Annotated in this window: 13 protein-coding genes; 7 read left to right on the forward strand and 6 right to left on the reverse strand. The window is 70.9% G+C overall.

Features of this window, described 5'->3' with window-relative positions; genetic code table 11:
* Positions 1-60 precede the first annotated feature (60 nt).
* The 4 genes from YIM_RS29465 (at position 61) to YIM_RS29480 (ending at position 3,002) form a co-directional block, all read left to right on the forward strand.
* Positions 61-1,056: a hypothetical protein gene (locus YIM_RS29465; RefSeq protein ID WP_153033436.1), complete on the forward strand. Its 996-nt coding sequence runs from the start codon at positions 61-63 to the stop codon at positions 1,054-1,056.
* Between the two features lie 111 nt (positions 1,057-1,167).
* Complete coding sequence (locus YIM_RS29470) at positions 1,168-1,656, forward strand: hypothetical protein (protein ID WP_153033437.1); 489 nt, start codon at positions 1,168-1,170, stop codon at positions 1,654-1,656.
* Positions 1,653-2,021 (forward strand): transcriptional regulator, encoded by a 369-nt coding sequence (locus YIM_RS29475; protein WP_153033438.1) that lies wholly within the window; start codon positions 1,653-1,655, stop codon positions 2,019-2,021. Before YIM_RS29470 ends, YIM_RS29475 begins: the two co-directional genes overlap by 4 nt.
* Before the next feature lie 267 nt (positions 2,022-2,288).
* On the forward strand, positions 2,289-3,002 hold the full coding sequence (locus YIM_RS29480) for a hypothetical protein (RefSeq protein WP_153033439.1): 714 nt from the start codon (positions 2,289-2,291) through the stop codon (positions 3,000-3,002).
* A 231-nt stretch (positions 3,003-3,233) separates the two neighbouring features.
* On the opposite strand, the gene YIM_RS29485 is transcribed toward YIM_RS29480, so the two are convergent.
* Entirely contained in the window at positions 3,234-4,478 is a 1,245-nt protein-coding gene (locus YIM_RS29485; protein ID WP_153033440.1) for a PHB depolymerase family esterase, read from the reverse strand.
* A 530-nt stretch (positions 4,479-5,008) separates the two neighbouring features.
* On the opposite strand from YIM_RS29485, the gene YIM_RS29495 reads away from it, so the two are divergent.
* Complete coding sequence (locus YIM_RS29495) at positions 5,009-5,350, forward strand: hypothetical protein (RefSeq protein ID WP_153033442.1); 342 nt, start codon at positions 5,009-5,011, stop codon at positions 5,348-5,350.
* A gap of 44 nt (positions 5,351-5,394) precedes the next feature.
* Here YIM_RS29495 and YIM_RS29500 read toward each other — a convergent pair whose 3' ends face one another.
* Entirely contained in the window at positions 5,395-6,747 is a 1,353-nt protein-coding gene (locus tag YIM_RS29500) for a protein kinase (RefSeq protein ID WP_228004084.1), read from the reverse strand.
* A gap of 144 nt (positions 6,748-6,891) precedes the next feature.
* Here YIM_RS29500 and eccD point away from each other — a divergent pair, with 144 nt between their 5' ends.
* Together eccD and eccB are read left to right on the forward strand one after the other, a co-directional pair.
* A complete protein-coding gene (eccD, locus tag YIM_RS29505; RefSeq protein WP_153033443.1) occupies positions 6,892-8,271 on the forward strand; it encodes a type VII secretion integral membrane protein EccD in 1,380 nt (459 codons plus the stop codon).
* Between the two features lie 4 nt (positions 8,272-8,275).
* Positions 8,276-9,679, forward strand: a complete 1,404-nt coding sequence (gene eccB / locus YIM_RS29510; protein ID WP_153033444.1) for a type VII secretion protein EccB — start codon at positions 8,276-8,278, stop codon at positions 9,677-9,679.
* 4 nt (positions 9,680-9,683) lie between these two features.
* Here the strand turns inward: eccB and mycP are convergent, their stop codons facing one another.
* The 4 genes from mycP to YIM_RS29530 all read right to left on the reverse strand — a co-directional run bounded on the left by mycP (position 9,684) and on the right by YIM_RS29530 (position 12,169).
* Entirely contained in the window at positions 9,684-10,967 is a 1,284-nt protein-coding gene (mycP, locus tag YIM_RS29515; RefSeq protein WP_153033445.1) for a type VII secretion-associated serine protease mycosin, read from the reverse strand.
* A gap of 4 nt (positions 10,968-10,971) precedes the next feature.
* On the reverse strand, positions 10,972-11,310 hold the full coding sequence (locus YIM_RS29520) for a hypothetical protein (protein ID WP_153033446.1): 339 nt from the start codon (positions 11,308-11,310) through the stop codon (positions 10,972-10,974).
* Positions 11,310-11,690: a YbaB/EbfC family nucleoid-associated protein gene (locus YIM_RS29525; protein ID WP_153033447.1), complete on the reverse strand. Its 381-nt coding sequence runs from the start codon at positions 11,688-11,690 to the stop codon at positions 11,310-11,312. The genes YIM_RS29520 and YIM_RS29525 overlap by 1 nt, the downstream gene beginning before the upstream one ends.
* A 185-nt stretch (positions 11,691-11,875) precedes the next feature.
* Positions 11,876-12,169, reverse strand: a complete 294-nt coding sequence (locus YIM_RS29530; RefSeq protein ID WP_153033448.1) for a hypothetical protein — start codon at positions 12,167-12,169, stop codon at positions 11,876-11,878.
* Between the last annotated feature and the right edge of the window lie 43 nt (positions 12,170-12,212).

A 12,212-nucleotide genomic window follows, 5' to 3' on the forward strand; every position in this document is an offset into this window, starting at 1 on the left:
ACCTGCTGCCCGCCGAAGTGGAGGACCGCGCCGCCCTCCCCCTCATGAGATGGTGAGGCGGTGGACACGACCGAAACCCTGGGTGCTGTGGCACATCCGGGCGGCTTGCTGGTGCGTCGGCCCGAACTGACCGTGGGCATCGTGCGCGCGGTGTCCCGGCTCTCGGCCTTGGACATCGAACTACTGGCCCGCCGTCCGCTGGATCACCGCAGTGCGACCGAACGGCAGCGCGACATCCGCGACGGGCTCTCGAGCCCGCCGGAAGTCGCGCCCCGCCAGTTGCTGCCGGCGTATGACGAAGGCATGGACCTGCGCGCCGGCCGGCTCGATCACACCGGCCGCGCACACTGGGAGTTCGCCACATCCTCCTCGTCGGGCAGCAGCAGCACGTCCGGTCCCACCCACCGGTCGGTGTTCCGGTTTCCGCCGGCGTTCGACCGGTTGTCGCTCGTGCTCGCCTGGCCGGAGATCGGCTTCCCGGAAACCGTCGTCACCATGCCACTACCCGACCGGCCCACCGTCGAACGAGCCACGACCTCGATCTGGCAAGCACCACTGGACGTTCACCCCGTGCCAGAAGGGGTAACCCACCATGCCCACAGCCACCACTTGCCACCGGCCATCGAAGCAGGCACGAACGCCGCGCCACTTCGAGTACTCCACCGCGGCGATCACCGCGTCGCCGTTGTGCTCACCCGGCTGACCGCCACGAACTCGATGCTGTCCATGGAACTGTTCAGCATCGCCAAGGACGATCGCGCGGACACGATCAGCGCCCATGTGTTCCCCTCTTCGCGACCGACCCCAGGCGCGCTGGACGACCCAGCGCAGATCCGGGCCACCGGTCCCGGTGCCTCCGTGGCAGTCATCAACGGGCACGAAGCCTTCTGGCTCCGACCAGGTGACAGCTCCGCCTCCGGAGGCGGCCAAAACTTCTCCTCCCACCAGGAGTTCACCCTGAACCGCCCGCACGACGACCTGCTCGACCTGATCGTGGCCTGGCCCCTCGCCGGACTCCCCGACGTGCGAGTACAGCTCCCCCTCGACCTGGCCTGAGCCACCCGGCACCGTCCTTCCCGCACCGGATCCGGCCTGGTGCCCGTTGACAACCACGGCCCGCCCCTGCATGCTTTCCATATCGAAAGTAGATGCGGATTGGACGACGGTATGCCTGGCTCCGCCGAACTCGACCAGGTCGCCGACGTGCGACGCAAGCTCGCCACCCAAGCCCTCGGCACCTTGCCCGAGTCGTCACGTACCCAGTCGATGTTCGAAATAGGCGCGTACGTGGTGTTGCTCGGGATCCCGATCTGGAAGCTGTTCCTGCCCGGCCTCTTCACCGGAGCTGGGGCGTGGGTGATGCTCGCCGTCATGCTGCTCTTTGTGGCCTACCCACGGATCAAGGAGCGGCGGCACGGGGTTCGGCTTCCGCACCGGATGAACGCGTATCCCAGCGCCCGGAAGGCGCACTACGCCTTCCTCGCCATTTTCACGGTCAATATCGGCGTTGTCGGCCTGCTGGTCGACTTCGGTCATCTCGTCATCGCGTCGGTGCTGTCGGTCCCCGCGGCCGTGGCCCTCTTCGTGTGCGAGAAGGTGGCCCGCACCAAGATGCGCGAGGACATCGAGGCGGGCCGGGTCTCGGTGGGACTGTGACCACGTCCGATCTTTCCGGCGGTGAAACCCTCGGCGACCCGGCCACCCAACGTGACCCGATCTTCGAAACCGGGCCGCGGCTGGCACTGTGCGCGCTGTTGCAGGGCGCCAACTGGGTCGAATTCGCCACCACCCGCGACCTCATCGGGATCAGCGATTCCGCCGTCTCCAAGCACAGCCGCACCCTCGAAGAAGCCGGCTACCTCGAAATCCGCAAGGGAGCGGTCGGCCGAAGGCCCCGGACCTGGCTGCGGCTCACGCCGTCCGGCCGCACCGCGCTGAACGGCCACCTCACCTGGCTGACCAGTCTGCGCCACGCCGTCGACGAAACCACTGAGCGGGCTCCCTCCGGCGACTCTCGATAGCCTCCCGGCATGGCGTGAGCGCCTCGAACGCATCCCGGAGGCCGGTGCCGAGCGCAATCGCCGTGGAAACCCGGCCCATCGGACGTCCGGGACAGCCCGGGACAGCTGTTTTGGCTTGTCCGCGCCAGGTGGCGGTCGTGATGCTTTCCTTCCCGGCGGTTCGCCGGATCACTTCCCGGGACTGAAAGGAAGCATCGATGCCCGCTGCCCGAGACAGGCTCGTCCGGACTACTGGGACGGGCCGCCGTCCGGCTACCAGCCGTGGCCGTGGCCGCGACCCTGACCTTCGGCGGCATCTCCGCCGCACTCGCCCCGGCGATCGCCGAGGCCGCGCCGCCGAAGTCGAGCACCAAGTCGACGGACCGCGTCGACAAGGAGGACGCGTACCACGCCGCCAAGTACGGCAAGCCGGCTGCCAGGGCGCCGCGCTGCGAGAATCCTACCCAGTGCGACCACCAGGAGGCGGAGAAGAAGGCGTACCCGTACCAGAAGACAGCCGACGTGGTCGACCCGGCGAGCAAAGCCGCTGACGCGGCAAAAGCCGGAGCGGACGGTTACCACGCCGGGGCCGACAAGCAGCGGGACGAAGCGAAGAAGCACAACAACCGGGGGCGTAGCGGCAACCCCGCCGTGCGTGAGCCTGCCAAGAATCTGCCCAAGGCCAGGTCGCTGCCGGAGAACTTCATCGACTGGTACGCCAAGAACAAGTACGTCAAGGCGGGCACCCGCATGATGGGGATCGCCGCGTACGCCGCCAACGGGGCCGCCGACGTCGCGGGCGGGATGTCCATCGTGGACGCGGCGCACAAGCAGGGCTTCATCGCCACGAGTGAGGCGGGCGCCGCGGCCGCCGGCGCGGCGGCGGGCGCGGCTTGCGGGCCGTTCATCGAGGTGTGTTCCCCGGCGTTCGCCCTCGTGGCCAAGTTCGAGGCCGGAATGGTGGCGGAGGAAAAGTTCGACGAGATGTACGCCCGGAGGTGAGCAGCGGGCCTGGCCGGGAACCGATCTTACGAGATGAGGAAATCGGCGCCGAAACAGTGGGAGCGCACACCACGCCCCAGCCGGGGCGACCATCCCGTTCCGGATCGCCGCACCCGCCACCGAAGTCGTCCGCACGCTGCACGCGCAGGTCAGCCCGACCGGATCGGCAACGCGGCGAATCCCGACGGCACCACGGTAGCCACCACCTTCGTCTCCGGGTGACGCGTCGGATCAGCGCCGCTGCTGGGCCATCCACTGCCAGATGTGGGTTCCGTCGATGCTGGGGTCGTTGTGCGCCACGTAGATCCACGACCAGTGGCCGGGGAACTGGTGGCCGTTCCAGACGACGTTGTCGTAGAGGGTCATCGAGGAGCCGGGGATGAGGTTGTGGGCGTGGACGGTGTTGGCCTGCGGATCCACCGTGGTGTCGTCGAGGGAGGTGACCAGCCAGGTGGGGGTGCTGATGGCCGCCAGTTCGGCGTCGGGGATCAGCGGCGAGCCGTCTCCCAGTGAGGCGACGACTCCGCAGATCGGCACGGACGCGGCGAACGTGGTGGGATAGACCGTGGTCATCTTCATGCTCATGTAGCCGCCGTTGCTGCATCCGGCCACGTATACGCGCTCGGGATCGACCGAATGCCCGCGCACGACCTCCTGGACGATCTCGTGGATCAGTGGCGCGAAGCGGGGGCCGTCCTGCATCCACGCGGAGGTGCTCTGCGGGGCGACGACGTAAGCGCCGTTGAAGATCTGCTGGGCCTCACGGGTGGCGAAGCCCAGTGCGCCGCGGTTGGCGCGCAGCGTGGTTTCGTTGTCGTAGTAGTTGTCCGGCAGAGAAGCGCCTTCGCCGCCGCCGTGCAACCAGACGATCAGGGGACGTCCACCGTGCCGGGGTGAGCGGGCGGGGGTGTAGAGCCGGTACTTCATGCCCGACCCGGAGACGTGATGGCTGAAGGCGTCGACCTCGGGATTGGCCAGCCGGCCCGGCACGAAGCGCGAGATGGTGACCGGCCGGCCGTGACGCAGGGCGATCGGGGCGTTCTGGGTGATGGTGTAGGTGAGATCGAGCCGGAAGTTGCGGCCCTTGCCCGGGATATAACCGAGGGTGGCGCCGCCGGTCTGCCCTTCGGCATGGCTCAGGGAGAGCACGATTCTCCCGCGGTGGTCGAGCCGGATGGCGGTCACCGGGCGGTCGAGGTCGTACACCGGCTCGGTGGAGCCGATCGGGAGCGTGGCTTTGGCGTGCACACTGAACGTGCTGGTCTTCAGGCTCGCCGGGTCGATCGGCCCGAGCCGGGACGTGTCGAGGGTGACCCCGGTGACCTGCTCGCCACCGTCGAGCGTCACCGCGTCGAGGGTGAAACCCACGCTCGGGGTGTGGTGGCTGTCGGCGTGGGCGAGGCCCGGCAGCGCCAGACCGGCGGCCGCACCCGCGCCGACGGCCAACACGGCACGACGATTGATCAACATGGCCATGCGAACTCCTTCGTCCGGTTTCCCGATTGGATGATGGCAGCTGGAGAAGCCCACGGGGACTGGCAAAGGTCGGGTGTTCTCGGCCATCTGGGGATCAACGTGCCGGACCTCGGCGCGGCGAAGCGGTACTACGACGGTCTGATGCCGCCGGCGAAACAGCCGTGGCCGGAACCTGACAAACCGCACGATGCGGCATCTCCTCGACGGAGACTGAGCTGCGCACGCATCCTTCAGTCCCGGAGGTACGACATGACGACGCCGTCTGGCGGGGGTTCGGGGACGGGCGGCGGCTCATCGGCAGCGCCGGAGAGCAGCTCGACGTCGCAGGAGTCCGCCGACGGCACCGCGGACGCGACGCCGCCCTCCGAGTCCTCAGCCGGCGGCGAGGAACCGGCCGCGCCTGCGGAACCACGGCACTCATGGCGTACACCGCACTCGACAGGCTCAAGTCCTGGTGCGGTGAGCTGATTCTCTTCGATGTCGTGATCCCAACAGAACTCCGCACCACTGCCTGATCCGAGGAGGGCGACATGACCCGGTACGACATGGATCCCGATGGGGTCAGCCACGGCATCAACAGGTTCCGGGCCGCCGGCGAGACGTTCGGCTCCGCGTGGCAGGCCCGCCGGGAGGCACTCGCCGCCAGCGCGTCCGGCCTCGGCGACGACGTGATGACCCAGGCCTTCCTTTCGAGGTACCTGCCGATCGCCGAACGCCTGATGGCACGCGCCGACGGCCTGTCCGACTCCTACCGCGGCACGTGTGACGACATGCAGTGCTGCGTCGACGACTACCTGGCCGCGAACGCCGAAGGCACGAACACCCTCCACCGTCTCACCGGCACTGACGAGCCGCGGCCGGACGCCGTCTGATCCGCGTCAAGAAAGGCGCCGCCGATTGGCTGTCCACAGTGGAGCTACTCGTTGGTGCAGGTGGCTTCGCGGATCGGTTTCGGCTGGCTTTGCACGTAGCCGCTGGAAGTGGCGCCCTGGATCAGGAAGCAGTACCGCAGCACCGGATCGATACGGCCCCGGTAGGTGTTGGCCCGCCCCACGTACTCCGTGTGCGCTTCCTGCCCCTCCGGCGCGATGACCACCACGAAGTCCAGCGGCTCGCTGCCGCGCCAGGACAGTTCGACGTAATTGCCCTTGTCCACCGGATCGGCGAGTTCGAGTAGTACCGGCTGCCCGCCGGACGGTCCCGGCTCCGGCGCGGCGATACCGGCCGGGACGATCGGCGCGTCGGGTTTCACGGGCTGGTTCAGCACCAACACCACCACCGCGACGGCCAATACGGACAGCGCGCCGACGGTGGTGACGACGGCACCGGTCCTCGGCTTGCTCCGCGCCTTGTCTCCCGGCCCGTACTGCACCAGCAACTCACCCCGCGGCGCGGCCGCAGCGGGCCGGTGCACGGGCGCGGACGGCTGGGGTCTGGCGACGTTGCTCGCGAAGGCGTCACCGAAGTCGTCGAACACGGGCTGCGCGCGCGGCGGGCCCAGTCTGGCCGCCACCGCCGCCGCGTCCAGCGGCCGCGCGTCCGGGTTCTTCGCCAGCAGCGCGGACACCAGCTGGCCCAGTCCTGGCGGCAGGTCGGTGCGCTCCAGCGCGGGCACCTCGCTGCTGAGCGTGCGCAGCAGCCGCTCGTCCACCTGCTCACCGAGCCGCCCCTGGTGCGGCGACGAACCGGCCAGCGCGAAGTACAGCACGGCCCCGAGCCCGTACAGGTCCGTCCGCTCGTCCCTGGTGCCGTCCCGCACGGTCTCCGGAGCCAGGAAGTCCGCCCCGGTGCTCACATCCGCGGGGAAGGCGTGGCGCAGGGCCAAGCCGAAATCGGCGAGCACCGGCTCCCCGGACGGTCGAAACAGCACGTTGCCGGGGGTGACGCCGCCATGCACCACGCCGGCCGCGTGGGCGGCCGCGAGCGCCGCGGCCAGTGCACTGCCCACGGCGAGCGCGTCCGGAATGGTCAGAGGGCCGAACGAGGCGACCAGTTGCGGCAGCGACTGGGCACACAGCTCCATCCGCAGCGCGCACCGGCCGTCGGGCAGTTCCTCCACCCGGTCGGCCACGAGCACGTGCGCCCGCGCCCGCAACCCGCCCAGCCTGCGCAGTTCGGCGTCCAGCAGGCCACGGGTGCGCCGGTCGATCGGCCCCGGGTACGTCTTGAGGGCGAACGCGGCAGTCCCGTCGACACCGGAAAGCACCGTGGCCACCGGGCCTTCGCCGAGAGGAGTCATCGTGCCCGCCGGATCGTGCGTAACCCTCATGGTGCCGCCATCCCCACTTGTCCGGTAGCTGCCGTTTCCGTTCCCTCGCACCGTTCGCACTTCATCGTAGGAACGAGAAGTTCCACGGTGGTGCCGACGGCAGGTTGCTGCCGCCGGATCCACAAGGCGCGGAGGACAACGCGGATGACGACGAACCTCGTCAGAGTGACCATCGACGCACCGGCCCGGCGGATCGACCTGGCGCTGCCCGAGCGCGCCTCGGTGGCCGAGGTCCTGCCAGGCCTCCTGCGCCGCGCCGGGGAGAGCCTCGCCGACGACGGGGTGACCGACGGCGGCTGGCTGCTGCGCAAGACCGACGGCACCGCGCTCGGCCTCAGCGCATCCCTTGGCACCTGCGGCATCCGCGACGGCGAGGTACTGCACCTGGTGTCCCGCCGCCTGCACTGGCCCGAGCTGGAGTACGACGACCTCGCCGACACCATCGCGCAGGGCGCCGGGCGTACCGGCCGGCCGTGGGGGCCGGTGCACACCCGTGCCGCGGGCCTGCTCACCGGAGCGTTCGCGGCCACCCTCGCCCTGGTGGCGGTGGTCAGGGCCGGGCCACCGTGGACAACAGCGGCGTGGGTCGCTTTCTGTTGCTGCGCGGCCCTGCTCGTCGCCGGGACCGCGCTGGCCCGCGCACTGGGCGACGCGGGCGCCGGCGCTGTCGTCGCCGCGCTGGGATTGCCGTTCGCCTTCGTCGGCGGCGGGCTGCTGCTCGGCGATGGCCCGCAGGCCACGGGTTTCGGCGCACCGCACGTACTCGCCGCGTGCTCGGCGCTCGTGGTGGCCTCCGCACTGGGATACGTCGGCGTGGTCGAGCGCGCCGAACTGTTCATCGCGGGCGTCACCGCGGGTCTGCTGGGTGGCCTGGCGTCCTGGCTGGCCAGCCTGGACGCGTTGGACGGGGTGGACGGCGCCGCGGTCGCGACGGTGGTGGCGCTGCTGTTCTCGCCGCTGTTCGGCCCGCTGTCCACCCGGCTGGGCAGGGTGCCGATGCCGGTGCTGCCGCGCAGCACCGCCGACCTCGTGCGGGACGACCCGCAGCCGCCGCGGCACGCGGTGTACGCCGCGGTGCTGCGGGCCGACCAGCTGCTCACCGGCGCGATCGGCGGTACGGCCACGGTCGCCGTGCTGTGCCAGTTCGTGGTGGCCAGGCAGGCGGGCGCATCGGTCGTCGTGCTGCTCTCCGTGCTCTCGGTCGGCTTCTGCCTGCGCGCCCGGCTCTACCCGGCCCTGCGGCACCGGGCCCCGTTGCTGCTGACCGGCGTGGCGGGCGCGGGTGCGCTGGTCACCGGCCCGGTGATGGCCGAATCGGACGTCCTGCTCGCCGTGACCACGCCCGTCCTGCTCGCCGTGGCCGGTCTGGCGATTCTGCTGGGCCTCGGCCACAGCAAGCGCCTGCCGAGCCCGTTCTTCGGCAGGTTCGCCGAGTTGCTGGAAATCGGGATCGTGCTGGCGTGCGTGCCCGTGCTGTGCGCGGTACTGGGCCTGTACGGGCTCGTGCGCGGACTGGGCGGCTGAGGCGATGGCGTCCAAACGCGACCTGCTGCAGGCGCACCAGTTCCTGGCCCAGCGGGCGATCTCGGCGCTGGTGACGCGCGAGCCGGACCCGGAGCAACCACCGTTCCGCCGTCCCGGCGGTGCCGCGGTGGGCAGCATCGTCATCGGCGTGCTGGCCCTGGTGGCGTTCTGGGTGTACGGGCTGGTCAACCCGGGCGGGAACACGTCGTGGCGGGACAAGCCCTCGGTGATCGTGGCGCAGGAGTCCGGGGCGCGTTACGTCTACCTCGGCGGTGTGCTGCACCCGGTGACGAACTACGCCTCGGCGCTGCTCGCCCTCGGCGAGCATGCCGAGACGGTCTCGGTGGCCAGTGATTCGCTGGCGGGGGTGCCGCGCGGGCCGTGGATCGGGATTCCGGACGCGCCGGACGCGCTGCCGGCGCCCGACAAGCTGCTCACCGGCGGCTGGAGTCTCTGCTCGCGGCCGGTACCCGACCCCAGCGGGTCCACTGTGGACGAATCGCTGCTGCTGGCGGGCACCGGCGCCCCCGGCGGCACGCCGCTGGCCGACGCGGCGGTACTCGCCGAAGTGCCTGCCAGCGGGGAGACCTACCTGATCGCCAATGGCTACCGGCACCGCATCGAGCAGCCGAGCATCGTGTCGGCGGGGCTCGCGTTGAGCGCCGAGCCGCGGACACGGGCCGGGATGCCGCTGGTGGACATCCTGCCCGCGGGCGCGCCGATCGGGCCCATCCGCCCGGCAGGCGTCGGTTCGCCGTCCACGGCCGTGCCGGGCATCGCCGGCCTGCGCGTGGGCCAGCTGCTCGTCCTGCAGACCTCCGGCGGGCGGGAGCACTACCTCGCCGAGGCGGACCGGCTCCGGCCGATTTCCCCGCTGCAGTACGACATCCAGCGCGCCGATCCGGAAACCGGTCGAGCCTACGACGGCGGCCAGCCGGTGGATGTCCCGCTCGGTCCGGCCGCGGCCGCCGCGGCTCCCAAGGCACCCCCCGCCCCGGCCGAACCGGGTGCGGCGCCCGCGGTGCGCCCCCGGTTCGCCGGTGGGGGCGCGCTCTGCGCCACCTACCAGCCCGCCGCGGCGGTTCCGGTGCTGCACGTCGATTCCCCGGTGCTCGGCCTCGCGACCATGGCCACACCGCGCCGGGGTGCGCACGGGATGCCGATGGCCGACCGCGTCCACGTCGAGCCGGGCCGGGCGGCGCTGGTCGAGGTGATGCCGAGCGCGGGGGCGCACGCGGGCACCCTCGTACTGGTCACCGACCAGGGCCGGGCGTATCCGCTGGCGAGCCGCGAAGTGCTGGGCATTCTCGGCTACGGCGAAGCGGAACCCGTCCGGCTGCCCGCCGGGCTCGTCGACCGGGTGCCGCTGGGCAGCGGCCTCGACCCGGCCACCGTGCTGGCACGCTGAACCGTCAGCGTTCCGCCGGTGGTGGCGGTACCACGAACATCTCGTCCGGCAGGTCGTCGCGCGGGGGCTCGGCCGGCGGAAGGACAGTGCGACGAGGTCGCCAGCCGCCCCGCCGTCCCCGGACCAGCACGAGCGCCGTGATCGCGCCCAGTGCGGCCACAGCACCGGTGAGGATCGCGATGATCCACGCCGTCGAGGTGCTGTCGTCCCACCATTCGGCGAGGCGCACCTGTGCGGGATCGGGCACGGGACGCCGCACGGCGGGCACGGCGAGAGGGCCCGCGGTCACCAGGCCGTCGGTGAGGGCCCGGTACGGGTTGACCAGCCCGGCCCCGTAGGCGGCGCTGTCGCGGCCGCCCGGCGCCGGGCTCGCGGTGGCGAGGATCCGCCGCACGACTTCCTTGGCGGACAGCTCCGGCCGGGCCGCGCGCACCAGTGCCGCGGTCGCCGACACGAACGGTGCCGCGAAGCTGGTGCCGTCGCGGTACTGATGCCCGCCCGCTCTCGCGGCGCTGAGCACCCCGGCCCCCGGGGCCACGAGATCCACCTGCGGTCCGATCTGCGAGCTGGGCAGGCGGGTGCCGGTCATGTCCACGGCACCGACCCCGAGCACTCCGTCGTAGCCGGCGGGATAGCTCGCCGGGCCGGGCGCGGCGCCCTCCTGGGCGTTGCCCGCGGCGGCCACCACGACCACGTCCTTCTCCACCGCGTACCGGACCGCGTCGCGCACGTAGACGTTGTCGAGTCCGCCCGCGACGGAAAGATTGATGACGTCGGCACCTTGGTCGACCGCGTACCAGATGCCCCTGGCGAGTACCTCGGGGTCGATGGCCTGGGTGGCGCCGTCGGTCGTGTCGCTTTCGCTGATCCGGACCGGCAGGATCGTGGCGTCCGGCGCCAGGCCGGTGAATCCGATACCGGGGGTCGGTGCCGCCGCGACGATGCTGGCGATTCCCGTGCCGTGTGAGACGCAGTCGAAGCTGCCGGGGAGGTCGCCGACGAGGAAGAAGTCCTGGCCGGGCTGGACCTTTCCGGACTGCCGCAGCTGGGGATGGTCGGCGTCCACGCCGGAGTCGACCACGGCGACCACCACCCCGGCGCCGGTGCCGTGCTCGTGCACGGTCTTCGTGTCCAGCGTCCGCTGCGCCCAGGGCACCTCGGTGACCGTGGGGCTCGCCGGGTCGGCATCGCCGCAAGCGCCCGGCGGCGGTGCCGCCGTCGCCACGCCGGGGTGGACGACCATGGCGGCCGCGACCACGGCCGCCGCCGCCAGCCTGCTACCGGTCATGGCGCTAGGCCGGCGTTTCCCGGCCGTCGGTGCCGGCCAGCCGGTTGACCGCGCCGGTCCCCTGGGCGTCCGCGGCGCGGTAGTCCGCCACGCAACCCATCGCGTCGTCGCACAAACTGCCGTAAGCGGCGGGGATGGCGTCGGCCATCGCCGTCAGTTTCTCGGCGAGTGGAAGGTATTTCTCCAGGAATGCCTGGGCGAGGGTGTCCCCGCCGATCCCCGCCTGCCCGGCCTGGATGGCCCGTTTGCGCGTTTCCCACGCGCCGCCGAAGTCCTCGCCGACCGCGCGCAGCTGGTTGATGCCACGGGTCACGGCGTCCGGGTCCATGTCGTAGTCCGCCATCAGAACTCCCCCTTGATCTTCCGGTCGAGCTGGTGCAGGAAGGGGCCGGTGTGCACGTCGGTGTCCTCGAGCTTCGCGGCCGGCGGCAGGTACTGGCGGGTGATCTCGAACAACTGCTCCTGCGACCGCGCGACGGCGTCCTTGATGGTGTCCACAATGGATCCGGCGAGCGCCTTCGAGTCGTGCGTCCGGTAGATCCTGGGGTCGAGGTACAGCTCGCTCAGCTCGCCGCGCCCGACCACCGTGGCGCTGACGAGGCCGTCGGGCGAGTCGGCGGACGCCTCGATGTCGGCGATCTTGTCCCTGATCTCGAGCAGGTCGTCGCGCAGCCGTTCGTAGTCCGCTTTCCGCGCGGCCGGGTCGATCGTCGGCTGTACCATGGTCCCTCCCTGAACTTTTGGTTGCCACAGCGGTGTTCCCGGTGATCAGCGCCGATCCCAGTGTCGCTTCGGGCACGGGTGACGCGGCGGGTCCTGACCTGTTCCGGCCACGGCGAAATCATCGGCAGGACACGAAAGTGTCCCGGCGCGCGCAGGCGCACCGGGACACTTTCAGCCGGGGCCGGTCACATGCCGGAGCCCAGCCTTCCGCAGGACCGCTGCACCGCGGCCATGTTCTCCGAGTTGCAGGACTGCACACCCTGATTCATGGCCTGCATCAGTTCCTGTCCCGCGACCATCACCTGCTGGCAGGCCCGGCTGATCTCGGCGAACTGCCCGCCGGCCTGGTCGGTCCAGTCGGCCTGGGTCATTCCCGAGGCATTGCCCCAGGAATCGATCGACTGCTGAACACCGTTGACGCAGCCGTTCATGCTCGCCGAAAGCCCGTCCAGCGCACCGAACATCGCGAGTTTACGCATGGTTCATCTCCTTTCCGCTATTCGTGTTCCTCAGGTCGGTGAA

The organism is Amycolatopsis sp. YIM 10 (assembly GCF_009429145.1).
Taxonomy (GTDB): domain Bacteria; phylum Actinomycetota; class Actinomycetes; order Mycobacteriales; family Pseudonocardiaceae; genus Amycolatopsis.

What these genes read in the sequence shown, in the direction of transcription:
- YIM_RS29470 (WP_153033437.1), top strand. Translation starts at nt 1,168, where the DNA reads ATGCCTGGCTCCGCCGAACTCGACCAGGTCGCCGACGTGCGACGCAAG.
- YIM_RS29485 (WP_153033440.1), bottom strand. Translation starts at nt 4,478, where the DNA reads ATGGCCATGTTGATCAATCGTCGTGCCGTGTTGGCCGTCGGCGCGGGT.
- YIM_RS29495 (WP_153033442.1), top strand. Translation starts at nt 5,009, where the DNA reads ATGACCCGGTACGACATGGATCCCGATGGGGTCAGCCACGGCATCAAC.
- YIM_RS29500 (WP_228004084.1), bottom strand. Translation starts at nt 6,747, where the DNA reads ATGAGGGTTACGCACGATCCGGCGGGCACGATGACTCCTCTCGGCGAA.
- eccD (WP_153033443.1), top strand. Translation starts at nt 6,892, where the DNA reads ATGACGACGAACCTCGTCAGAGTGACCATCGACGCACCGGCCCGGCGG.
- eccB (WP_153033444.1), top strand. Translation starts at nt 8,276, where the DNA reads ATGGCGTCCAAACGCGACCTGCTGCAGGCGCACCAGTTCCTGGCCCAG.
- mycP (WP_153033445.1), bottom strand. Translation starts at nt 10,967, where the DNA reads ATGACCGGTAGCAGGCTGGCGGCGGCGGCCGTGGTCGCGGCCGCCATG.
- YIM_RS29520 (WP_153033446.1), bottom strand. Translation starts at nt 11,310, where the DNA reads ATGGCGGACTACGACATGGACCCGGACGCCGTGACCCGTGGCATCAAC.
- YIM_RS29525 (WP_153033447.1), bottom strand. Translation starts at nt 11,690, where the DNA reads ATGGTACAGCCGACGATCGACCCGGCCGCGCGGAAAGCGGACTACGAA.
- YIM_RS29530 (WP_153033448.1), bottom strand. Translation starts at nt 12,169, where the DNA reads ATGCGTAAACTCGCGATGTTCGGTGCGCTGGACGGGCTTTCGGCGAGC.